Annotated in this window: 24 protein-coding genes; 9 read left to right on the forward strand and 15 right to left on the reverse strand. The window is 55.0% G+C overall.

Going from position 1 to position 22,747, the window contains the following annotated elements; translation table 11 throughout:
* Window positions 1-37 precede the first annotated feature (37 nt).
* The 4 genes from ctrA (at window position 38) to ACR0MQ_RS02175 (ending at window position 5,452) form a co-directional block, all read left to right on the forward strand.
* Window positions 38-754, forward strand: a complete 717-nt coding sequence (gene ctrA / locus ACR0MQ_RS02160; RefSeq protein ID WP_480605557.1) for a response regulator transcription factor CtrA — start codon at window positions 38-40, stop codon at window positions 752-754.
* 125 nt (window positions 755-879) lie between these two features.
* Entirely contained in the window at window positions 880-3,132 is a 2,253-nt protein-coding gene (ligA, locus tag ACR0MQ_RS02165) for an NAD-dependent DNA ligase LigA (protein ID WP_480605559.1), read from the forward strand.
* Window positions 3,129-5,219 carry an ATP-dependent DNA helicase RecG gene (recG, locus tag ACR0MQ_RS02170; RefSeq protein ID WP_480605562.1) on the forward strand — a complete coding sequence of 697 codons (2,091 nt, stop codon included), beginning with the start codon at window positions 3,129-3,131 and terminating at the stop codon, window positions 5,217-5,219. The genes ligA and recG overlap by 4 nt, the downstream gene beginning before the upstream one ends.
* Window positions 5,220-5,329: 110 nt before the next feature.
* The gene (locus tag ACR0MQ_RS02175) at window positions 5,330-5,452 is read left to right on the forward strand and encodes a hypothetical protein (protein ID WP_010440002.1); all 123 of its coding nucleotides are present in this window, start codon (window positions 5,330-5,332) and stop codon (window positions 5,450-5,452) included.
* Between the two features lie 186 nt (window positions 5,453-5,638).
* On the opposite strand, the gene ACR0MQ_RS02180 is transcribed toward ACR0MQ_RS02175, so the two are convergent.
* Window positions 5,639-6,277, reverse strand: a complete 639-nt coding sequence (locus ACR0MQ_RS02180; protein WP_480606158.1) for a MarC family protein — start codon at window positions 6,275-6,277, stop codon at window positions 5,639-5,641.
* Window positions 6,278-6,334: 57 nt separating this feature from the next.
* On the reverse strand, window positions 6,335-6,787 hold the full coding sequence (locus ACR0MQ_RS02185; RefSeq protein ID WP_480605565.1) for an iron-sulfur cluster assembly scaffold protein: 453 nt from the start codon (window positions 6,785-6,787) through the stop codon (window positions 6,335-6,337).
* Between the two features lie 48 nt (window positions 6,788-6,835).
* Here ACR0MQ_RS02185 and hisI point away from each other — a divergent pair, with 48 nt between their 5' ends.
* On the forward strand, window positions 6,836-7,225 hold the full coding sequence (hisI, locus tag ACR0MQ_RS02190) for a phosphoribosyl-AMP cyclohydrolase (protein ID WP_480605567.1): 390 nt from the start codon (window positions 6,836-6,838) through the stop codon (window positions 7,223-7,225).
* Between the two features lie 29 nt (window positions 7,226-7,254).
* Here hisI and gluQRS read toward each other — a convergent pair whose 3' ends face one another.
* From gluQRS to ACR0MQ_RS02210, 4 genes are all read right to left on the reverse strand, one after another.
* Entirely contained in the window at window positions 7,255-8,100 is an 846-nt protein-coding gene (gene gluQRS, locus ACR0MQ_RS02195; protein WP_480605570.1) for a tRNA glutamyl-Q(34) synthetase GluQRS, read from the reverse strand.
* Window positions 8,097-8,711: a class I SAM-dependent DNA methyltransferase gene (locus ACR0MQ_RS02200; protein ID WP_010440009.1), complete on the reverse strand. Its 615-nt coding sequence runs from the start codon at window positions 8,709-8,711 to the stop codon at window positions 8,097-8,099. The genes gluQRS and ACR0MQ_RS02200 overlap by 4 nt, the downstream gene beginning before the upstream one ends.
* A gap of 38 nt (window positions 8,712-8,749) precedes the next feature.
* Window positions 8,750-10,090, reverse strand: a complete 1,341-nt coding sequence (trmFO, locus tag ACR0MQ_RS02205; protein WP_480605572.1) for a methylenetetrahydrofolate--tRNA-(uracil(54)-C(5))-methyltransferase (FADH(2)-oxidizing) TrmFO — start codon at window positions 10,088-10,090, stop codon at window positions 8,750-8,752.
* A 251-nt stretch (window positions 10,091-10,341) separates the two neighbouring features.
* A complete protein-coding gene (locus tag ACR0MQ_RS02210) occupies window positions 10,342-11,127 on the reverse strand; it encodes an enoyl-CoA hydratase (protein ID WP_480605575.1) in 786 nt (261 codons plus the stop codon).
* Window positions 11,128-11,185: 58 nt separating this feature from the next.
* Here ACR0MQ_RS02210 and ACR0MQ_RS02215 point away from each other — a divergent pair, with 58 nt between their 5' ends.
* Window positions 11,186-11,629 carry a PaaI family thioesterase gene (locus ACR0MQ_RS02215; RefSeq protein ID WP_480605578.1) on the forward strand — a complete coding sequence of 148 codons (444 nt, stop codon included), beginning with the start codon at window positions 11,186-11,188 and terminating at the stop codon, window positions 11,627-11,629.
* A gap of 59 nt (window positions 11,630-11,688) precedes the next feature.
* Here the strand turns inward: ACR0MQ_RS02215 and ACR0MQ_RS02220 are convergent, their stop codons facing one another.
* Window positions 11,689-11,916 carry a YjiS-like domain-containing protein gene (locus ACR0MQ_RS02220; protein ID WP_170770811.1) on the reverse strand — a complete coding sequence of 76 codons (228 nt, stop codon included), beginning with the start codon at window positions 11,914-11,916 and terminating at the stop codon, window positions 11,689-11,691.
* Between the two features lie 99 nt (window positions 11,917-12,015).
* Between ACR0MQ_RS02220 and ACR0MQ_RS02225 the strand changes: the two genes are divergently transcribed.
* Window positions 12,016-13,419: an aminotransferase-like domain-containing protein gene (locus tag ACR0MQ_RS02225; RefSeq protein WP_480605580.1), complete on the forward strand. Its 1,404-nt coding sequence runs from the start codon at window positions 12,016-12,018 to the stop codon at window positions 13,417-13,419.
* A 3-nt stretch (window positions 13,420-13,422) separates the two neighbouring features.
* Here ACR0MQ_RS02225 and ACR0MQ_RS02230 read toward each other — a convergent pair whose 3' ends face one another.
* Window positions 13,423-13,788 carry a nuclear transport factor 2 family protein gene (locus ACR0MQ_RS02230; RefSeq protein ID WP_480605583.1) on the reverse strand — a complete coding sequence of 122 codons (366 nt, stop codon included), beginning with the start codon at window positions 13,786-13,788 and terminating at the stop codon, window positions 13,423-13,425.
* Window positions 13,789-14,033: 245 nt separating this feature from the next.
* Here ACR0MQ_RS02230 and rplM point away from each other — a divergent pair, with 245 nt between their 5' ends.
* Together rplM and rpsI are read left to right on the forward strand one after the other, a co-directional pair.
* Window positions 14,034-14,492: a 50S ribosomal protein L13 gene (gene rplM / locus ACR0MQ_RS02235; RefSeq protein ID WP_010440027.1), complete on the forward strand. Its 459-nt coding sequence runs from the start codon at window positions 14,034-14,036 to the stop codon at window positions 14,490-14,492.
* 6 nt (window positions 14,493-14,498) lie between these two features.
* Window positions 14,499-14,984, forward strand: coding sequence for a 30S ribosomal protein S9 (gene rpsI / locus ACR0MQ_RS02240; protein ID WP_010440030.1), 486 nt, complete (start codon window positions 14,499-14,501; stop codon window positions 14,982-14,984).
* Window positions 14,985-15,044: 60 nt separating this feature from the next.
* On the opposite strand, the gene ACR0MQ_RS02245 is transcribed toward rpsI, so the two are convergent.
* The 7 genes from ACR0MQ_RS02245 to ACR0MQ_RS02275 are packed head-to-tail and all read right to left on the reverse strand — an operon-like array spanning window position 15,045 to window position 22,708.
* A complete protein-coding gene (locus tag ACR0MQ_RS02245; RefSeq protein WP_010440033.1) occupies window positions 15,045-16,205 on the reverse strand; it encodes an ABC transporter substrate-binding protein in 1,161 nt (386 codons plus the stop codon).
* Between the two features lie 30 nt (window positions 16,206-16,235).
* A complete protein-coding gene (locus tag ACR0MQ_RS02250; protein ID WP_480605586.1) occupies window positions 16,236-18,122 on the reverse strand; it encodes an AMP-dependent synthetase/ligase in 1,887 nt (628 codons plus the stop codon).
* Between the two features lie 5 nt (window positions 18,123-18,127).
* Window positions 18,128-18,901, reverse strand: coding sequence for an ABC transporter ATP-binding protein (locus tag ACR0MQ_RS02255; protein ID WP_480605589.1), 774 nt, complete (start codon window positions 18,899-18,901; stop codon window positions 18,128-18,130).
* Entirely contained in the window at window positions 18,898-19,662 is a 765-nt protein-coding gene (locus tag ACR0MQ_RS02260; RefSeq protein ID WP_480605591.1) for an ABC transporter ATP-binding protein, read from the reverse strand. Before ACR0MQ_RS02260 ends, ACR0MQ_RS02255 begins: the two co-directional genes overlap by 4 nt.
* The gene (locus tag ACR0MQ_RS02265; protein WP_480605594.1) at window positions 19,659-20,756 is read right to left on the reverse strand and encodes a branched-chain amino acid ABC transporter permease; all 1,098 of its coding nucleotides are present in this window, start codon (window positions 20,754-20,756) and stop codon (window positions 19,659-19,661) included. The genes ACR0MQ_RS02260 and ACR0MQ_RS02265 overlap by 4 nt, the downstream gene beginning before the upstream one ends.
* A gap of 5 nt (window positions 20,757-20,761) precedes the next feature.
* Complete coding sequence (locus tag ACR0MQ_RS02270) at window positions 20,762-21,637, reverse strand: branched-chain amino acid ABC transporter permease (RefSeq protein WP_170770823.1); 876 nt, start codon at window positions 21,635-21,637, stop codon at window positions 20,762-20,764.
* Between the two features lie 42 nt (window positions 21,638-21,679).
* Window positions 21,680-22,708 (reverse strand): alcohol dehydrogenase catalytic domain-containing protein, encoded by a 1,029-nt coding sequence (locus ACR0MQ_RS02275; protein ID WP_170770825.1) that lies wholly within the window; start codon window positions 22,706-22,708, stop codon window positions 21,680-21,682.
* Window positions 22,709-22,747: the final 39 nt, after the last annotated feature.

The raw sequence follows: 22,747 nt of genomic DNA on the forward strand, positions 1-22,747 counted from the left end.
TCAGTTGAAGAATTTGACCTAATTGGAGCAGTGAAAAATGCGCATACTTCTTGTCGAGGATGATCCAACCACGTCCAAGAGCATTGAATTGATGCTGACGCACGCAAATCTCAACGTATATGCGACGGACCTTGGCGAAGAAGGAATCGATCTGGCCAAGCTGTATGATTATGACCTCATTCTGCTTGACCTGAATTTGCCTGATATGAACGGCCACGAAGTGCTGCGCCAACTGCGGATCGCACGCGTGGAAACACCGATCCTGATCCTGTCGGGCGCGGACGACACCGAAAGCAAAATCAAAGGCTTCGGGTTTGGTGCAGACGATTACCTGGCCAAACCCTTCCATCGCGAAGAGCTGGTGGCGCGTATTCATGCGATCATCCGGCGTTCCAAGGGGCATTCCCAGTCCGTGATCCACACAGGGCAGGTGGCCGTCAATCTGGATGCCAAGACCGCCGAGGTCGAAGGAAAGACCGTGCACCTGACGGGCAAAGAATATCAGATGCTTGAGCTTCTAAGCCTGCGCAAAGGTACAACTCTGACCAAAGAGATGTTCCTGAATCATCTCTACGGCGGCATGGATGAGCCAGAATTGAAAATTATCGATGTGTTCATCTGCAAGTTACGTAAGAAGCTCAGCAATGCCACTGGTGGTGAGAATTATATCGAAACAGTCTGGGGTCGCGGTTATGTTCTGCGCGATCCACAATCCAGCAATATGGGTGAAGCCCGCCTTGCCGTTGGCGCCTGAATTGATCTGACTGCTACCGTCGATGGTCCAGGACGGTAATTTCACTCGCGTCTCAGCACAACACTGGACCTGATCATGGCCTCGTCCTATCACTGGATTCTAATATGACGTGACAGGGCGGGGCCATGAGCGATACCACTGCAATCGCAGAATTGACGGAAGACGAAGCACGTGCAGAACTAGCTCGGCTTGCCAAGGAGTTGCAGAGGGCCAACCAGCTTTATCACACTGAAGATGCTCCGGAAATATCAGACGCCGATTATGATGCCCTCAAACGTCGCAACGCCGATATTGAGGCGCACTTTCCGGAACTAAAACGTGCAGACAGCCCTTCGGATCAAGTAGGGGCACAAGTTTCAGACGGGTTTTCCAAAGTCACGCATGCAGTGCGGATGATGTCACTTGGCAATGCCTTTGACGAGGAGGATGTTGCCGATTTTGACCGCTCAATCCGCAAGTATCTCGGGTTAGGGGAAGACGCACCACTTGAATATACAGCCGAGCCAAAGATCGATGGCCTCTCGTTATCCTTAAGATATGAGCACGGCGAGCTGATTCAGGCGGCGACCCGAGGGGATGGTGAGACCGGGGAAAACGTGACCGCCAATGCGCGCACTGTGTCGGATATTCCGCCTCGAATTGAAGGTGCTCCAGATATATTCGAGGTTCGCGGCGAGGTTTACATGTCTCATCATGATTTCGAAGCGCTGAACGCACGGCAAATTGAAACAGGTGGAAAGACTTTCGCAAATCCGCGTAACGCAGCGGCTGGTTCGCTGCGTCAACTGGACTCGGAAATAACTCGATCACGTCCACTAAAGTTTTTTGCCTATGCCTGGGGCGAACTGTCGAAACCTCTGGCTGAAACGCAAATGGGGGCAATCGAACGACTCAAAGCGTTGGGCTTCCAAGTCAACGCGCTTACGCGTCTCTGTTCCACGACAGGTCAGATGCTGGATCATTACCGCGCGATCGAAGAACAGCGCGCGATTTTGGGATATGACATCGACGGGGTGGTCTACAAAGTTGATGATCTGAGTCTGCAATCCCGGTTGGGATTCCGCTCGACAACGCCCCGCTGGGCGATCGCGCATAAATTTCCGGCCGAACTGGCCTGGACCCGGCTTGAAGCGATCGACATTCAGGTGGGTCGGACCGGAGCGCTTAGCCCGGTTGCACGTTTGCATCCTGTGACTGTCGGTGGGGTCGTTGTGTCGAACGCGACGCTGCACAATGAGGACTATATCGCGGGGCGGGACGCCAAAGGCGGGGTTATCCGCGATGGCAAAGACATACGCATCGGCGATTGGGTGCAGGTTTATCGGGCAGGGGATGTGATCCCAAAGATTTCGGATGTTGATCTGTCGAAACGACCGGATGATGCGAAACCTTATTCCTTTCCAACGACATGCCCGGAATGTGACAGTGAGGCAATCCGCGAAGAAGGTGATGCGGTACGCCGATGCACCGGGGGTTTAATTTGCCCTGCGCAGGCGGTGGAGAAACTTAAACATTTCGTGTCGCGCAAAGCCTTCGATATCGAAGGGCTCGGTGCCAAACAGATCGAGATGTTCCACAACGACCCCGTTCTGCCTATCAACACACCTGCCGATATCTTCACCTTGAAAGAACGGGACGCTGAAAATCTTGCCCGTTTGAAAAACCGTGACGGTTGGGGAGAGACCTCGGCCAGCAATCTGTTCGCCGCGATTGATGACAAACGAACCATTCCCTTCGCTCGATTGTTGTTTGCGCTCGGAATTCGCCATGTGGGCGAAGTCGGCGCCCGGGATTTGGCCCTGTTCTATCGGGATTGGGATCAAATGACCGCGTCGATCGATACGGCGCGACCCGCAGCACTTGCGCAGCGTGCCGCTGACGAAGCGGAAGATGCAGAAAGGATCGCAGCTATAGAAGAAGGTCGGCGCGCCAGAGTCAAAGAGGCGCGGGATGCTACGGTTGCTAAGCTAAATGTACCAGCGGACGCTGCCAGCGCTTGGACGGATATGATTGGAATTGATGGCATTGGAACCACGCTGGGGCTGTCGCTGTCTGACGCCTTTGCCAACCCGGACGAACGCAAAGCGATTGATGGACTGCGCAGTCACTTAACCATAGTTCCGCCAAATGCGCCTGCATCGGATAGCCCGGTTGCAGGAAAAACGGTCGTCTTTACAGGAACGCTTGAGAAGATGACCCGCGCCGAGGCCAAGGCGCGTGCCGAGGCGTTGGGCGCCAAGGTGTCGGGTTCGGTCAGCCAAAAAACCGATTTGTTGGTGGCGGGTCCGGGTGCGGGTTCCAAGGCAAAGAAGGCGGCCGATCTGGGTATAGAAACCCTGGATGAAGACGGCTGGCTTCAACTGATCGGCGATCTATGAGCGGCAGGCCAGAGCAACTCTTTCCGCTGTTCGCAGGACTTGAAACGCTGGATGGTGTGGGACCGAAAACAGCGCAACTTTTCGGCCAATTAGACATCGAGTCGCCGCGAGATGTCTTGTTTTCATTGCCATATGCGGTGATCGACCGGCGCCGACGCGATACCATACAAGGGGCCGATCTTCCGACCACCTTGACGGTAGAGGTCACGATCGGAACCCACCGGCCTCCGCGTAACAAAGGTGGTGCATACCGCATTCATGTCGAGGACAGCCAAGCGGATTTTCAACTAGTGTTCTTTCACGCGCGCGGGGATTATCTGAAGAAACTGTTGCCGCAGGGTGCGCGCCGCGTGGTTTCGGGAAAGCTGGAACTGTTTGATGGAATGGCCCAGATGGTACACCCCGATCACATGGTTGCGCCAGAAAACGCAGGTGAGTTACCAGAGTTTGAACCGGTTTATCATCTGACCCAGGGCGTTACGCAGAAAACGGCGTACAAGGCGGCGCAAAGCGCACTCAAACGGGTGCCTGCTCTGGCTGAATGGGCAGACCCAGCTCAGGTGGCTCAGCAAAACTGGCCCGACTGGTCGGCTGCAATTCGTGCTGCTCATCATCCGCATGGGGCAGATGACGTAGCCCCTTTTGCACCTGCAAGGGAGCGTCTGGCATATGATGAATTGCTCGCCCATCAACTGACTTTGGCTCTGGCACGACAGCGTGAGCGGAAGGCGCGTGGCATCATCAGTCTCGGGACAGGGGCGCTACAATCTAAGGTGCTTGCAAGCTTGCCGTATCGACCAACCGATGCTCAATCCCTTGCAATCGAAGAAATTTCGGAGGATATGGCCTCTAGTTCCCGCATGAATCGATTGCTGCAAGGCGATGTCGGCGCGGGAAAGACGCTTGTGGCGTTTATAGCGCTTTTGATCGCGGTTGAAGCAGGCGGGCAGGGGGTGATGATGGCTCCCACCGAGATCCTTGCCCGACAACATCTTGAAGGATTGCGACCCTTAGCCGAAGAGGCCGGAGTTGTGCTGGAAATCCTGACCGGGCGCGACAAAGGGGCCGAACGTCGGGCGAAGTTGGCCGCACTGAAACAAGGTGACATTCAAATACTGGTCGGCACCCATGCGGTATTTCAGGACGATGTCGAGTTTAAGGCCTTAAGGCTGGCCATCGTTGATGAACAACATCGTTTTGGTGTCCGCCAGCGGATGGAATTGTCCGAAAAAGGTCAACGCGCGGATGTTCTGGTGATGACCGCAACGCCCATCCCGCGCAGTTTGGCGTTGGCGCAGTATGGTGACATGGATGTCTCGGTTCTTGATGAAAAGCCACCTGGCCGAAAGCCAATCAAGACCGCGATCGTCAGCACGCAGCGCATGGACGAGGTTGTGGCCCACCTGCGCGGCGCGATTGATGCGGGCAAACAATGCTATTGGGTATGTCCTCTGGTCGATGAATCCGAAGTCTCAGACCTGACCGCCGCCGAGGAGCGTTTCAAGCGGCTGCGCGCGCTTTTGGGGGATGATGTGGTGGGGCTGGTGCATGGCCAGATGCCACCCACCGAAAAAGATGCTGCAATGGCGGCGTTTCAGACCGGCCAAACCAAGGTTCTAGTCGCAACCACGGTGATTGAAGTTGGGGTCAATGTTCCCAATGCGACAATCATGGTGATTGAACGGGCAGAGATTTTCGGATTGGCGCAATTGCACCAGTTGCGGGGGCGGGTTGGACGCGGAGAGGATGCTTCGACCTGTTTGCTGATGTATCAACCGCCACTTAGCGAAGGTGGCCGCAAGCGTCTGGAAGTTCTGCGTGAAACCGAGGACGGGTTCCGCATTGCTGAGACCGATTTGCAGATGCGCGGCGCGGGTGACTTGATCGGCACAGCGCAATCTGGCTTGCCTAAGTTCAGGATTGCCGATCTCGAACGCCAGGCAGGATTGATGGCAGTGGCGCAATCTGATGCGCGCGCGTTGCTCTCCTCAGACCCCAAGTTGACATCGGACCGAGGCCAGGCGGCGCGTGTTCTTTTGTGGCTCATGAAACAGGACAAGGCGATCCGTTTGATATCAGTGGGTTAGACTGTAAATCCCATAAAGTTCACAAATGTTCCCAAAAAGTTCTTTACCGACTCGTTAAAATATGAGAACAAAAGGTCAACAAATGATTAAACCTGACCGGAGGTGAGACCATGCTGAGCCAGATCAAGACTGCCTTTACCCGTTCGCAATCCACGATCTTGCAGGATGCAGCAGGCGCGGTTTCTCTGGTTGTGATGCTGGTGGTTGCCCTTCACCTGCCAAGCGGGTTCTAAGCCTTTCTGCCTGCGATCTCGTGCCGATCATACCGCGCTTGTTTCCCCGTCATGATCAAGGGTGACCTGCCTGTCCCATTTCCCTTGAAGGGGCCAGCCTCGGCCCCGTGCGGTAATCCGGACCCTACATGAGAAACGCATGACTTGCCGCCGCCCTTTCCGCCCGGAAGGTGCGGCGGTTCTTTTTTAAAGCTGACCGGTTTTGATGATCTCAATCGTCGCCGACAGGACAGAGTTGACCGCGACTGAGGCCAGGATCATTCCCATTACGCGGCTGATGATGGCTGCACCTGAATGACCGATTAATCGGATGATCGGTTCTGCCAATAGCATCAGCACAAACGCGATGGCGATCACAGCTAGCATAACCATGGCAGTGATACTTTGATCAGCGACGCTGTATCGGTTGTTGTCGGTCAAAACAACGATAGCGAGCATCGCGCCAGGGGAGGCGAGGGATGGAACGGCGAGCGGGAAAATGGCCGGGTTGGTCTTGTGCATTTTATCGTCCAGGTCCTCTTCGGCCTGACGTTGTTCAATCTCTTGCTTGCTTTCGCCAAAAATCATGGTCAACGCGAAGAGGAACAGTATTATCCCACCGGCAACCTGAAACGAGTTCAGGCCGATGTCCAAAGCCTCGATCACAAGTTGTCCGAAGATGAGAAAGAACATTAGTATTCCCGCGCTCACCAATGCCGCCAATAGGGCGGTCTTGCGACGGGCCCCAGCGGCTATACCGGCAGTGACGGCGATAAAGACGGGGATCGTGCCGATAGGGTCGATTACAACCCAAAGCGTCACGAAATGTTCCAGCAAATTGTTCACGTTAACCCCCAAATCAATTAGGGGCACACTATACGTCTTTGTTTGGAAAGGCCACGATCAGGCGCAGTTGGCTTGTTCTACCTGCTCCATCGCTTCCGCAGTTGCGTCCAGTGCCAACAAGATCGACGCATGCCGGTTCCTATAGTCCCGTGCGGGCATTAAAACCTCGAGCCCGTCAAATGGAGCGTCGGGGGCCGGGCCGTCTTTCTTCAACATTGCCGAAAGCTGATCGCGCGCGGTTTCTACCTGAGCCCGTGTCGCACCGATCACCGCGCTGCCGACAACCGAAGCCGAAGCCTGGCCCAAAGCACAAGCCTTAACATCTTGCCCGAAGTTGGTAATCCGACCATCCTCGACTTTGACGTCAACAGTTACTGTCGAGCCGCATAAAGGTGCACGTTTTTTCACTGTCGCATCGGGACTTTCCAAGCGGTCCAGATGCGGAATATCCGCCGCCAGCGCCAGAATGCGTCCGGAATAGAGCTTGATTAGATCGGTTTCGCCGCTCATGGCTTTCCCTCGTTTTCTATTCCCCATACATAATGGCGAGATTCTGGGATGCAAAAGGTTTTTGCGATGGCTGACACAGTCTTGTTTGACCCGTCGACACTGAAATTCAACGAGGCTGGTTTGATCCCTGCGATTGCGCAGGATGAAGAAACCGGTGAGGTTCTTATGATGGCATGGATGAACGCCCAGTCCATCGAGCGCACGTTGGATACTAGGCGCGTCACCTATTGGTCGCGGTCGCGACAGGCGTTCTGGGTCAAAGGCGAAAGTTCGGGCCATGTGCAGGAGTTGGTGGATTTTCGCGTCGATTGTGACCGGGATTGCCTTCTGATCGTAGTGAAACAAACCGGACCGGCCTGTCACACAAATCGGCGGAGTTGTTTCTATACAGCGGTTCGCGATGGCACCGAAGTCGAGCTTATGTCACCGATTGAATGAAGCGTTAGGCGATCGGTTTGCTTCTCAGATCAAAGCCCGACCATCGCTCTGATTTCGGCCGGTGTAGCGCCTTGATCGCGATAGAGAGAAATCGCGCGCGCATCATCTCGTTTTGCAAGCCGTTTGCCAGCCTCGTCCCGGATTAGACGGTGGTGGTGATATACCGGCGTTGGAAGCCCAAGCAAGCCCTGTAGCAAGACGTGTATCTGCGTAGCGTCGAACAGATCTTCACCTCGGACCACATGCGTTATGTTCTGATCTGCGTCGTCAACGACTACGGACAAATGATAAGAACTGCCCATATTGCGCCGAACGAGGATGATATCGCCGACTGCGTTGACAAGCGTATCGGCACTAAGTGAGTGTGTTCCCGCATGTTTCGCTCCGGTTTCACGAAAAGTGCGAAGCTCTGACGCCTCTAGCGCTTTTTCCATATTGAGGCGAAGAACATCCTCGGGGCCCGCATCGAGCAGGAGCCGCTGACGGCATGTACCCGGATAGATGCGCCCATCTGGTCCAAACTGGGGCGCTCCTTCCTGTGGGGCCCCAGCCGCGGCCTCGATATCGGCACGCTTACATTGGCAAGGGTAGACCAACTTCAGATCGATCAAGGTTTCGAGCGCGTGTCGATATTTTTGAATTCGATCTGATTGGCGCATCACCGGCAGAGGCCATGTCAGGCCAAGCCAGTGCAGATCGTCATAGATTTGGTTTTCCCAATGAAGGCGAGAACGCGACTGATCTATATCTTCGATCCGCAAGTGGAATTCTCCACCTGCAGCCTGCGCTTGATCACGGGCCAGAAGTGCGGAATATGCATGGCCCAGATGCAATGGACCTGTCGGAGAAGGCGCAAAGCGCGTTATGAATCTCACGCTTTTTCAACAACGTAGACGTTAGATTTCATGTCCATTCCGGGGAGGTGAGGGCCATATTCACGAAATAACAACCGTGCGTGCCCCATGTCCAGCCAATCGTTGAGACGCGCGGTATAGGCGTGATCGGCCAAGGTATGGTCATTGAAAGAAAAGGCCAGATACCCACCGCGTGGTAACGCATTCATAAGAAGATCAAAGGTTTCAGGCGGAGCCGCGCCGGCTCCAATAACCCCTATAGATGTGATGGCAGAGTAAGCACCCGCCTCAATCGGTTCGGGGTTGGTGACGTCAAAGCCTATCAGATTGCGATAGACACCCTTGGCCGCTGCCCCTTTCAGCATATTCGGCGATGGGTCCATGCCGTCGATCACGTGGAAACCGGCCTTGCTCAGCGCAACACCTGAAAGCCCTGTGCCACAGCCATAGTCCAAAACCGGCACCTCGGCATCTGAGATAAATGACCACAATGCTGCGGCAACACGATCCGGGGTGACGTAGCCATGCTCATCGACTTCATCATCATACGACGCCGCCCAATTCTGATAGTGTTCCTGCGTTTCCTGGGCAGAGTTCAGATTGTATGTGTTTTTCAGAAACTTGTCGCTCATACCTCACATGTTAGGCGCAGGGTAGGCGTGCCGTCCAGTCAACACTGGTTTAACCAGTCTCTCCAGACAGCTTTTGCCCGGTCTGTATACGCCTTGTAGCGATCTTTACGGCCCCGACGACCACCTTTCAGACCATCGACTGGGCGGAATAATCCGAAATTCACGTTCATGGGTTGGAACGTTTTGGCCTCAGCACCGCCGGTAATATGGTGGATCAACGCGCCCATCGCGCTGTCTTGAGGCACTTCGGGCAAGGTCTTGCCCAAAATCTCGGCGGCAGCAAGACGACCAGCCAGCAAGCCCATCGCGGCACTTTCAACATAGCCTTCAACCCCAGTGATCTGGCCCGCAAATCGAATATTGGGCCGGGATTTCAGCCGCATCTGCGCATCTAGCAATGTCGGAGAATTGATGAAGGTATTACGATGAATGCCACCCAACCGCGCAAAGCTGGCGTTTTCCAGCCCTGGGATTTTACGAAAAACATCCGTTTGTGCGCCGTATTTCATCTTGGTCTGAAAACCAACGATGTTGAATAAGGTGCCCAAGGCATTGTCACGCCGCAATTGAACAACAGCGTGTGGCTTTACATCCGGTTGGTGCGGATTGGTCAGACCAACGGGTTTCATCGGACCGTGACGCAAGGTTTCACGGCCGCGCTCGGCCATTACTTCGATCGGCAGGCAGCCGTCGAAATAACCAGCGGTTTCGCCCTCGTGGAACTCGGTCTTGTCAGCCGCCAGCAGCGCATCAATGAAGGCTTCGTACTGTTCACGATCCATCGGACAATTGAGATAGGCCGTCCGTTCTTCTTCGGTCTCGCCCTTGTCATAGCGCGACTGCATCCATGCTTTGCTCATATCAATGCTGTCGGCGTAGACGATAGGCGCTATGGCGTCGAAAAAGGCTAGTGCTTCGGCACCTGTCTCTGACCGTATGGCCTCACTCAAACCGGGTGAGGTCAGCGGGCCTGTGGCGAAAATCCAGTGGCCCTCACTGGGCAGGCTGGTGACCTCCTCGTCAGTGACCGATACGTGTGAATGTGCCTTCAACTTGGCGGTCACAGATTCAGCAAAAGGATCACGGTCAACCGCCAGAGCACCACCGGCTGGTAGGCGGTGGCTATCAGCCGTGGTCATAATCAACCCGTTTGCTGCGCGCATTTCCCAATGCAGCAATCCGACAGCGTTCTGTTCATCATCATCCGAGCGGAACGAGTTCGAACATACCATCTCGGCCAGATAGCCGGTCTGGTGCGCAAAGGTGCCTACATTAGGTCGCATTTCGTGGATCACAACATCCACGCCCATTTCCGCCGCCTGCCAGGCGGCCTCGGACCCGGCCATGCCGCCGCCCACGATGTGCAACTTATCTGTCATGCGCTGCCAAATAGGGCACTGCAACGTCATACGCAATGCGCAGATATCAGCAACTTTAAACGGAGAAGTTTTTGGGGTCGCCGCTGCGGGAATGTCTGCGCCGGTGAGAGAAACCAGCTGGAGGGACCTTCCGCCCACGGCGACCCAAAAGCATATTCAGGCCTTGGCCTTGTCCCAGCATTGCCACAGTGTCGCCCTTTTGAAAAGTGAAAAAATGCGAACAGTGCTGAAAAATGTATGAAATAACAGCGTCACTGATGCCAATTGGGCGGACGTTTCTCTATAAATGCGCTTATGCCTTCCTCGGTATTCCGGTCCATCATATTCTGAGCCATTACTTCGGCAGTGTACGCGTAGGCCTGGTCAACGGGCATGTTAACTTGTTGATAAAAAGCTGTTTTACCGATTTTCACCGCACTGCTAAGCTTTGCCGCCAACTTCTCTGCAAGCGTATCAGTTTCTTCCGCCAGCAGGTTTTCTGGGACAACCCGATTGACCAGACCAAGCTCGGCTGCGCGTTCGGCTGAAATAAAATCACCGGTCGTCAGCATCTCAAACGCCTGTTTACGCGGAATATTCCGGCTGAGTGCCACCATCGGGGTCGAGCAAAACAGGCCGATATTAACGCCATTTACACCAAACCGTGTACCCTCGGCCGCAATTGCCAAATCACAGGTTGCTACCAACTGACAGCCTGCCGCCGTGGCGATTCCGTGCGTCTGGGCAATAACAGGTTGGGGCAGGGACTGGATAGACAGCATCATCTTTGCGCAGCGGTCGAACAGATCCTGAAAGTAAGAAAGCCCTCGGTCGCTGGCCTGTCGTCCTTGCGTCATCTGTTTCAGATCGTGCCCGGCACAAAACGCTTTTCCTGCCCCTGAAAGAACAACGACACGAATCGAATTATCATCACGCAGTGCATCGAGCTCGGCCTGCAACGCGGCGAGCATTTCGTCACTCAGTGCATTCAAACGCTGAGGCGCATTCATCTTGAGCCGCGCAATAGCTCCTGTGTCGTTACGTTCCAGAATTGCCATCTTGCCCTCCCACTGGCGTTTGGGCCAACTCTAGGCGGGCAGAGCCATGAGGGGAAGCATGTCGTTAGCACTGAGCAAACAAGATTTGGCAGAGTATCTGGAAGAAGTATTTCCACAGGTCCACAGCGATTTTGTTGTGGAAGAACTGACCAAGACGTCCATCACGATGCGACTAAGGGTCGAGGACCGACATCTGCGACCTGGCGGCACCGTATCTGGGCCGTCCATGTTCGGGCTGGCTGATGTTAGCGTTTACGCGATGGTTTTGGCGCGAAAGGGTCGGCAATCGCTGGCGGTAACCACAAACAGTTCGCTGGATTTCCTTCGCAAGCCGAAAGGTGGCGCGGACTTAATTGCCGAATGCAAGTTGTTGAAATTAGGCCGAACATTGGCAGTAGGGGATGTGCTGATGTACTCAGAAGGCTCGGACAAACCGGTCGCAAGGGCGAGTATGACGTATTCCATTCCTCCAGAAGGCTCAGCCGCCGCCGCGTTTGGATAAAAAAGGGCCGGGGACAAACCCCGGCCAGGAAGAGGTCCCTTAGGTGGGACTGGGGATAATTATTTCATCCAGAAATAGCGGCTTGCTTCTTCATCAGCGCGATGGCGGGTCAGTCCTACATCGCGAAGCAGCCTGTCATCCAGCTTGCCTAAATTGACGCGGCTGCGGCGGCGTTGCTCCCACTGTGTGACAATCGCCGCAAACCGCACGGCCAGCGCGGCGATCAGCGGCAGCCGAGGGCTGTCGTTCAGCAGCAAGAGGGCGGGGTTGTGCATTGCGCGTGTCATCTTGGGTATCCTTTCAAATTGTATTGACACAAAGCTAAGATGTTCGGTACAGTGCGTTGATACATTCAACATTGTATCGAAATCAAAGGAAGAATTGTAATGGATACAATTTGGCCAGAGGCATTACCTAAATCCAAAGGTCCAAAATACACTCTGGTCGCCGACACGATCCGAAAAGCAATAGATAACAAGACACTGGAGGTTGGAAAGAAACTGCCTCCGGTACGGGAACTGGCGTATCGACTAAAGATCACACCAGGCACTGTCGCGCGTGCCTATACGATCCTGACCGATGAAGGCTTGCTACAAGCCGAGGTCGGGCGTGGTACATTTGTCGCCCCGCCGCGATCGCCCATTTTGGATGATGTCTGGTCGAGGCAGCTGCATCTGAGGGACGATAAATATGAGTCCAACGTCAGCCTGTTCAGCCCACGCCTGCCGGATGTAGGGCAGGTGACCTTAATCCGCGAATGCCTTGAAAAGGTTGCAAAAGGCGATCCGCGGATGTTCATGAACTATCCGACCCGCGATGCTTATCTACCGGTGCGCCAAGTTGTGGCTGACTGGTTATCGGATCTTCCACTTGGTTCATTGAATGCTGATGACATTGTACTGACGCATGGCGGACAAAGTGGTATTTGTGTTGTTTTTCAAACCGTTCTGAGGGATCCCAGACCCGTCGTACTGGTCGAGGATCTGTCGTATGCTGGCTTCCGACGGGCCGGTGAGTTAATGCGCGCCGAGATTGTTGGGGTAAAGATGGATAAATGGGGCATTAGCCCAGACGCGCTGGATCACATCCTCAGGCAAACCAAAGCACAAGCGATCTGCGTCTCACCTGAGGTGCAGAACCCGACGGGCGGGCATTCTCCGCTGGAGAGACGCAAAGAAGTGGTCGAGATAGCGCGTAAGTATGAATTGCAGATCATCGAAGATGATTGCTATCGCATGGGTGAGGCACGCGCGCCCAGCTATCGTGCGTTGGCACCTGAGCGGGGCTGGCATGTCTCTTCAATTTCCAAAACGCTGACGCCAGCGCTACGTGTTGGATTCGCGATTGCCCCGCGGGAGCGAAGCGTAGATTTGCGCCGATCTGCCGAGTACGGGTACTTTGGGTTGGCCCAACCCTTAGCCGAATTGACGCGACTATTGTTGGGGCACCCAGAGGCGAGGCAACTGGCACGAGATGTTCGCTCCAAGATGGGAGAATATGTGCGGGTCGCAGTAAACGCCTTGGGCGGCTTTGACCTTAATTGGGATTCAGAGATTCCCTTTGTGTGGCTGCATCTGCCTTCGGGTTGGCGCTCTGCTGCCTTCAGTCGCGCAGCTGAACGTGAAGGTATTCAGTTGCGATCTGCCGACGAATTCGCGCTTAGAAACGGCAGGGCACCGAATGCTGTCCGAATTGCAGTGAACGGGCATGTCTCGTTAGCTAAATTCGAAGATGCAATGCTGCGCCTGCGCGCGTTGTTGGATAACCCACCCGAACAAATAAGCGTCTAAGTTTTAATTCAACGGGGAAGGGTCGCCAAAAAAACCGGCCAGATGCCCGATCTTGCCGTTGGCATCGAGGCGGATGAAATCATGTCCCGCAACCATGATCGAACCATCGGGTGAAACCATATGCCAGGTGAAGTGGACGACGTCATGATGTGAGGTGGGGGCGCTTGTCAGTTCAACGCGGCCTTGCGTATCTTTCAGGACTTCTCCGATATGTTCGGATAGCTGATCTCTTCCAGTTACCGCAGCGGTAGGATCGACATAGCTGCCATTGCCAGCAAAACACTGATCAAGCAGTTTCAGTCGTCTATTCGGGTTCGTTTCCTGCCAGGCAGCACCGTAAGCAGCAATTACATAGTTTAGTTCTTGCATGGTAGCCTCCCGGGACTGGTTGGTTTTTATGAGCGGGTTACAGTTGCGCACCTTATAGATTTAGATAGGTTGGCGGATAAATCATTGGGGTAAAATAATACCTATTTTGTAAACATCTGTTATCGCATAATTTATTCTACCTTGCGTGTATTGACCTGCATCACGAGTAGGTCTAAACCCCATCCATCGAATTCGAGCCGCTCCGCCACGGGGCGGTCTTTCACATCAAACAGGACTATCCTGCCATGAAAACCTTTTCTGCAACACCTGCAGACATCGACAAGAAATGGATCCTGATCGACGCAGAAGGCGTTGTTCTGGGCCGTCTTGCCTCGATCGTCGCCATGCGCCTGCGTGGCAAGCACAAAGCGTCGTTCACCCCGAACATGGACATGGGCGACAACGTCATCGTGATCAACGCTGACAAAATCCAGATGACCGGCAAGAAGCGCGAAGAGAACTTCTACTGGCACACTGGCCACCCGGGCGGCATCAAGTCGCGCACCAAGCAGCAGATCCTCGAAGGTGCACACCCCGAGCGCGTCGTGACCCAAGCGGTCAAGCGCATGCTGCCGGGCAACCGTCTGGCACGCCAGCAGATGACCAATCTGCGCGTTTACGCCGGTGCCGAGCATCCTCATGAGGCGCAAGCGCCCGAAGTTCTGGATGTTGCATCCATGAACAAGAAAAACACCCGGAGCTAATGACCGATGGCTGACCAGATCAATACTCTCGAAGAGCTGAGCGCCGTCGCAGGCGTTGAAACCGTGGCCGAAGAAGTCATCGTGCGTGAACCCGTACGTGACGAACTGGGCCGCTCCTATGCCACCGGCAAGCGTAAAGACGCCGTTGCCCGCGTTTGGATCAAGCCGGGTTCCGGCAAGGTCACCGTGAACGGCAAAGATCAGGACAAGTATTTTGCGCGTCCCGTTCTGCAGCTGATCCTGCGCCAGCCGTTCCAGGTTGCTGGTGTTGAAGGTGAGTTCGATGTTGTTGCAACCGTCAAAGGCGGTGGCCTGACGGGGCAGGCCGGTGCGGTCAAGCACGGCATCTCGAAAGCGCTGCAACTGTACGATCCGAACCTGCGTGGCGCTCTGAAAGCTGCTGGCTTCCTGACCCGCGACAGCCGCGTTGTGGAACGTAAGAAATACGGTAAGCGCAAAGCGCGTCGTTCGTTCCAGTTCTCGAAGCGTTAATCGCTACGGATACCGAATTGGAAAGGGCTCGCAACTGCGAGCCCTTTTTCTTTGGTGGGTTTATTCTTCGTAAACCAGTTTCCACGCACCATTTTCGACGACGCTGACAAAGACAGTATCAGCACCCTGATGGTCATCCGGCCCATAGGTGATCTGGTTGCCGACCAGCTCATCCATGTAATCCAGCGATTCCATTGCGGCGATGAAACTTTCGTGGGTCAGATCAGGCCCTGCGGCCTCAAGCGCTTTGACCATCATCTCGGCTGCTGAATAGCCAAGCATTGAGAAACCGACCGGATCCTCGCCTGTTGCCTCTTTGTATTCTGCGATAAACGCTGCCGGGGCAGGTTCTTCCGCGCGCGCCCAGAGGTCCAACCAGGACGCGGCTGCATAGAAACCATCCGTGACGCCTCCGGGTACCTGTGCCACCACGGTCAAGAAGCTGGCCGAGGTGCCGAGGAACTTCATGTCGGTCAGACCCATTTTCTTGGCCGTTCCAACAACGGTGATTGCCTGACGTACGCCGAGGGCCATGGTGACGATATCGCAACCTTCTTCCTTGAGCTTGCTCAAGGACCCCACGAAGTCCGTCTCGTCCGGCTTATGGGTGGTCTCTGCGCCGAAAGTGATGCCAGCTTCTTCAGCCCCAGCTTTGCTGCCTTCCAGGATTTCCTCGCCGAAATCGGTGGGTAGATACATTGTGCAGACGGTTTGCGATCCGAATTCACCGTTTAGATATTTCACTCCAATCCGCGCCTGGTCGTAATAGGTCGAGAACGACGTGAACTTGTTCTTCATCGGCTCTTGCAGCATCTGCCGCGCGGCGGTCAGAGGAGCGACGTTGGGAATACCTTTCGGGTCCAGCAGCTTGAACCCGGCGACGTTCATCGGCGTACCCAGCGATTGCAGCATGGCAAACACCTTATCGCGGTTCAGAAGCTTGTTATAACCCTGCATCGCGCGTGGCATCTGGTAGCCATTATCCTCGACCACAAAGCGAATCTGACGCCCGTGAACGCCGCCCTCAGCGTTGACCCGATCAAAGACCACATTCGCGCCCTTCGTGGCCGGTACTCCCACGGCAGCGAAGATGCCACTGAGGTCGTTAACAGAGCCGATGACGATCTCATCATCGCTCACACCTTGGGTTTGCGCCCAGCCTATTGTGGCGCATGCAGTTAATGCCGTGGCTGCAGCAAACCCTTTAATCAGTTGTTTCATATTTCTCCTCCCTGTTGGGTCGTCCCTTAACTAATTGTACATATCTTCAATGAGATGTGCGTGTTTCTTTTCCACAAGACCACGCTTGAGTTTCATCGTCGCAGTCAGCTCATCATCCTCTGCGGTCAGCAACACATCGATCAAACGAAAATCCTTGATCTGTTCGACCCGTGCAAACTCTTTGTTTATGGCTTTGATCTCTGCACCAATTAGTTCGGTGACTTCCGATGCCGCACAGAGGGATGCAAAATTCGAGAAGGGGATCTTACGCTCTTGCGCGAATTTCTCGACATTCTCCTGATCGATCATGATTAGCGCAGTTAAATACTTACGCCTGTCCCCGATGATTACCGCGTCCGAGATGTACTGGCTGAACTTCAATCCACTCTCGATCTCGGCGGGCGTGATGTTCTTGCCGCCCGCAGTGATGATGATGTCCTTAAGGCGACCTGTGATGGTGACAAAGCCATCCTCGTCGATATGCCCCATATCCCCGGTGCGCAGCCAGCCGTCGCAGGTGAAGCTTTCAGCTGTCTTGGAATTATTGCGCCAGTAGCCCTGAAAAATGTTCAGACCTTTAACCTGAATTTCCCCATCATCCGAAATGCGCATGTCGTTTCCGGGCACCGGCATTCCAATGGTGCCGATCTTGTTGACCCCAAGCGTGTTCAACGCCGCTATGCCGGCAGTCTCGGTCATCCCGAACCCTTCGACAATTGGTACGCCGATGGCCCAATACCATCTAAGCAGATCGGGAGAGATCGGGGCTGCGCCAGAGCCACCCCGACGAAGCCGGTCAAGGCCCAGCATCCGTCGGAGGTTGCGCAATACCAGCCGATCCCAGAACCAGAACCGCATGGCGACAGGCGAGGGCACAGGCTTGCCCGTAAGGATGTAATCAGCGCGCGCCGTGCCCGCCTTGAGCGCCTGCGCAAAGGCGAAACGCCCGGTCGGCGTGGCCTCTTTCGCCATGAACATGACCTGCGAGTAGATTTTCTCCCACACGCGCGGAACGGCGGTAAAGGTGGCGGGAGAGACTTCTTGCAGGTTGGCGAATACCGTTTCGGGGCTTTCGGCGAAATTCACTGTGCTTTTCATTGCCAGTGGGTAATAGATCGACACGTCGCGCTCGAGGATATGACAGAGCGGCAGAAAGCACAGTTGTTCGTCGGTCGACTGAGACGGTAGGGAATGCGCCCCGGCCTCGATCGCCGCCATGATGTTTTCATGGCTTAGCATGGCGCCCTTAGGATTGCCGGTGGTGCCCGATGTATAGATGAGCAGGGCAGTGTCTTGTGGCGAGGCTGCAGCGATCTCCGATTCGAATGCGCCAGCTTCTTCGGCCTCAGCCTGCCGCCCCAGAGCGTACAAGTCCCCAATCATCATGCAACGCGGATGGTCGAGATCGTGCAGGCCTTCGTCTTCAAGGATAATGACCTTGAGCAGATCTGGAAGTTGCTCTTCTACCTCGAGGAACTTGTCCAACTGCTCTTCGTCTTCAACGATCAGAAACCGGCTACCACTGTCGTTGATCAGATATTTCAGCTGAGCAGCTGAATCCGTGGTGTAGACGCCAGAGGCGATCCCTCCGACGCATTGGATGCCCATATCGAACCATGCCCATTCCTTGCGGTCTTCGGACAAGATCGAGACAACCTCGCCACGTTGCAGGCCCAACTTACGCAGGGCCAGCCCGATCCATCTGGCGTGCTGCCAGTATTCGGCCCATGAATAGGATTTCCAGATGCCGAAATCCTTCTCGCGATGCGCTGTCCGCTCACCTAGTTCGGCACAGCGTTTCTGGAACAGCTCGCAAATCGTCACGCAACCATCGACCCGCAGCGGGCGCTGCCCGGGCGTCGCGTTGAACTGCACGCCGTTGATCGTGATCTGAGGGGGCAGGGGGGTCGCGTCCATCCGGCTCACCTCCACGTCTTCTTGCGTTTCCAACGGCGGTTCTCCCGCGCGCCTTCTTCCTGAACGCCCAAATAGAAGTTCTGGATGTCCTCGGATCGCTGCAGTACATCGGCGGCACCATCCATGACGATCCGCCCGATCTCCATAACATAGCCATGATGGGCAAGTTCCAAGGCGGCATTGGCGTTCTGTTCAACCAGCATCATCGTCATTTTCTGCTCGTCATTGAGGCGCTTGAGGATGCCAAAAATCTCTTGCACCAACAATGGGGACAGGCCCAGCGAAGGCTCGTCTAGCAGCATGATACGGGGGTTGGCCATCAAACCGCGACCGATTGCGAGCATCTGCTGCTGTCCACCAGACAAGGTGCCGGCCTCTTGACCCCGGCGTTCTTTCAGAACGGGAAAGTAGGAAAAGACCAGATCGCGGTCGTGATCGATCTGACCTTTGTCTGACAGGGTATACGCGCCAAGGCTCAGGTTCTCATCGACGGTCAGTAGCGGAAAAACCTCACGTCCTTCAGGCACATGTACGATGCCTTTTTGAACAACCTTGTGAGGTTCGGAGCCTTGTATTTGCTGGCCGTCAAATGTGATCGTGCCTTTTTCGGGGTCCATCACGCCCGAGACGGTTTTCATTAGTGTCGTCTTGCCTGCACCATTCGCGCCAAGGATCGAGACGATCTGCCCTGGATGCACGTCCAGCGATACACCGCGAATTGCCATGATCGGTCCATAGAAGCTTTCGATATTGCGGATTCTGAGAATTGGCTCATTCATGAGGCTTTCCCCAGATAAGCCTCGACCACGGCTGGATGCGATTGAACCTCAGCTGGGGTTCCTAGCGCAAGTTTCGCTCCGTCTGCCATCGCCAGCACTCGGTCGGAAACGCCCGAGACCAGTCTCATGTCATGTTCCACCATCAGCACGGTGATCCCCATCTGCCGCCGGATATCATCGATCCACCAGCGCATATCGGTGGTCTCTTCAACCGACAGGCCCGAGGCGGGTTCGTCCAGTAGCAGGAGTTTTGGATCGGTGGCCAGCGCGCGCGCGACCTCGACCACCTTGCGTACACCGTAGGGCAGGCCCGAGATCATCTTGTCGCGGAAAGCCTGAAGGTCGAGGAAGTCGATGATCTCTTCTACCTTTTCACGGTTTTCAATCTCTTGCTTGCGCGCAGTGGGCGTAAACAGAATTTCCGAAAACAGGTTGGTTTTGCGGTGCCGGTGGCGCCCGACCAGAAGGTTCTGTAGAACGGTCGCGTGTTCGAACAGTTCAATGTTCTGGAATGTACGTGCCACACCATAGGCCGCTACGGCCGAAGGTTTCACGCGCAGCAAGTCGTGCCCATCGAACCGGATCGCCCCCGCATAAGGATCGTAAAATCGTGAGATCAGATTGAAGACAGTAGATTTGCCAGCCCCGTTCGGACCAACGATTGCAAAAACCTCGCCCTCCTGAACATCAAATGACAAATTATCGACTGCAGTCAGACCGCCGAATTTCAGGGTGACGCTTTCAAACTCCAGCAAGCTCATCTCAGACGCTCCGTCTTGAGATACGATTTTTGCCGTTTGAACATGTCCTTGCGGTAGAAGGGGAACAGCTCGAACCAAGTGCGGATTTTCAGCCATCGGCCATAGAGGCCCATTGGTTCAAACAGGATGAAGGCGATCAAGATCATGCCGAATACGCCGAACTCCAAGCCCGGAATGGCAACGGTGTTGCCGCCAAATAAGGCTGCTACATATTCTTTCGAGATCGATAGGAACTGCGGCAGGAAACCGATCACGATTGCACCCAGAAACGCGCCATGGATAGAACCCAATCCGCCGATCACGATCATCATCAGCAACTGGATCGAAATGACGACACTGAAAGTCTCGTTATTGAACGCTCCCGCAAACATTCCCATCAGTGCGCCTGCCAGCCCGGTGACCGCACAAGAGAGGGCAAATGAGATCGATTTGGTGCGCGCGATATCCACGCCCATCGCCTGCGCTGAGACCTCCGAGTCTCGTACGGCGATGAAGCTGCGGCCCAAGGGCCCGCGCAACAGGTTGATATAGCCCAGTGTCACGACAACGGCGACGGCCAGCACCAGCCAGAAGAACGGGGCCGGGGTGGCCCAACGATCGACCAGATGTCCAAAGATCTCGACACCACCCAGATATTTACCCGCGACACCTCCGGTGATGGGTTCGGCCAGAACGATGATGTCGTCCATGAGCACAGACAGGGCCAAAGTAAAAATCGCAAGATAGATGCCGTGCAGGCGCAGGGCAGGGATGGCGACGGTTGCTCCGACGATGCCGGTCAACAGACCCGCCAAGGGGAAAGCGATGAGGAAGGGTACACCAGCCTCGATCAGGATAACGTTGGCATAGCACCCAACGGCCAGAAAGGCGGCATGGCCAAGACTGGCCTGCCCGGTATGGCCGGTCAGGATCATCAAGCCCAAACCCGCTATGGCCCAGATCAGAACGTTGGTTAGTTCACCAAGATAAAAGTCATCCAGCCACCACGGCGCAGCGGCTACGACCGCCAACAGGATCAGATAGAGGCTAAGCTGATAGCCATCCTTCCACAGGCGAATGTCCTGCATATAGCTTGTTTTGAAAATAACCCGCATGGCGCTCAGACCTTCTTGACCCGCACCTGGCTGAACAGCCCATGCGGTCGAAAGATCAGTACCGCCAGCAAGAGCGCATATGGTGCGATCTGGCTGTATCCAGCGGCGACATAGCGGCTGGCAAAAGGTTCGATCACTCCTACAATCAGCCCGCCGGCCAATGCACCCGGAAGGCTGCCGAACCCTCCGATCACTGCGGCCGCAAAGGCTTTGATTCCCAGCAATCCGGTCGTGGGATCAACCGAGCCTTTGGCGGCGAACAATATTCCGGCGATTCCGGCAACGACACCTGCCAAGGCCCAGATAAACCCCTGAACGCGCTTGACCGGGATACCCATGTAATAGGCTGCCAACTGGTTCTGAGAGGCACCCTGCATGGCAAGCCCCAACTTGGTCTTGCTGAAAAACACATAAAGGCCCCAGGTGAGTAGGATAGTGACGACGATAACGGCCACATCTTCCATGCCTAGAACCAGTCCACCAAACCGGATTTCCTTCCCGGCCAGAGGATTCTGCAGCGTTTGTGGCTCGTGCCCCCAGATCTGACCGGCGGCAAACCGGATCACAAAGCCCAAAGCGATGGTCAGGATCACGACCGCGGTTTGGCTTTCGCCAAACAGGCGACGGATGATCAGCCGATCAATCAGATATCCCAACGCCCCCATAATCATCAGTGAGATTGGCAATGCCAGCCAGAAGGGCAGACCCATATATTCAGTATTCGTAAGGCCGATAGTGACAAACGCACCCAGCATCATGAAATCGCCCTGCGCGAAATTCACCGCCTCGGTCGCTTTGTAAATCAGAACAAAGCCCAGAGCGATCAGGCCGTAAACGCAGCCATTCGCCAGCCCGCTGATCAGCAGCTGTGCGTTATCCAATCTCACCCTCCCTCAGCCGGTTATGTCCGGCGCTTTGTTCTACTATGGCGTGATAATCACCTTGCCGTCACTCTTTTTTAGAGCGTCTGCCAGATTTGGCAGCACTTCTCGCAACGAAAGCCTTGCGGAAACATCTGTGTGCCAGCGTCCGTCCGCAAATCGCGCCTGTACTTCGCCGACAACGCGCATTTGATCAGCCGGGGGAGTGTCCATCATCCAGCGGGTCAGCCAAAACCCTTCGATCCGTTTGCTCATAAAGATCAACTGTCCCATCTGAGTCAGCTTCGGCAATTCAGAGCTGAGCTTGCCGTAACACACCCAGCGCGCGCCATTGGGCATGGCACAAAACACTTGCTCGGACAGTTGGTCTGCAACGGCATCAAGGAACACACGAGGTTTTAGGTTTTTGCTGATAGTCGCGAACTGCGTGGCTGCATCAGCGCCACCAGTTACCACCACCTCTGCAGCGCCGAAGGCCTTTAGCGAGTCAACCGTTTCAGCTCGTCGCACCAACGCGATTGGTTTCAACCCAAGGTCCCGCCCAAGGCTGCACATCAATTTTCCGAGTTGGCTGGTCGCAGCGGATACCACAAAGGCCTCACCTGCATTCTTCGCGATATCCACCATCGCCATAGCTGTCAGAGGGTTAACAATCTGCGCAGCACCGTCTTCGTCTGAGATATCGGGCCGCAAAGGGATGCACATCTGAGATTGCGTGACGACATATTCGGCCCATGCACCTGAGCCTGCTGCAACAAACGCCACCCGCTGATCCTGCAGGGCTTCAGCGCTGGCTCCTGTGGCTACAACGTCCCCGCATCCTTCGAAACCTGCAGCAGCACCTTTGACCCGAGGCTGACCGTATTCGCCTTTGATAAAATGGATATCAGATGGGTTAACCGAGGCAGTTCGCAATCTGATCAACACCTGACCCGGCCCGGGAACGGGCAAGGGTAGATTAGCTTCGGCCAACCAATCCGATGCCTTTTCCAAAGTGGGTCCGGTGGCAGTACCGGAATAGCCGTCATGTGTTTGAACAATGGCAATCATGGAGTCGGGCAGAGCGGTCATTTTACAATCCTTTTGGAAAGGAAGTTCAACACAATGTGG

This window comes from Ruegeria sp. AN6, from assembly GCF_056540425.1.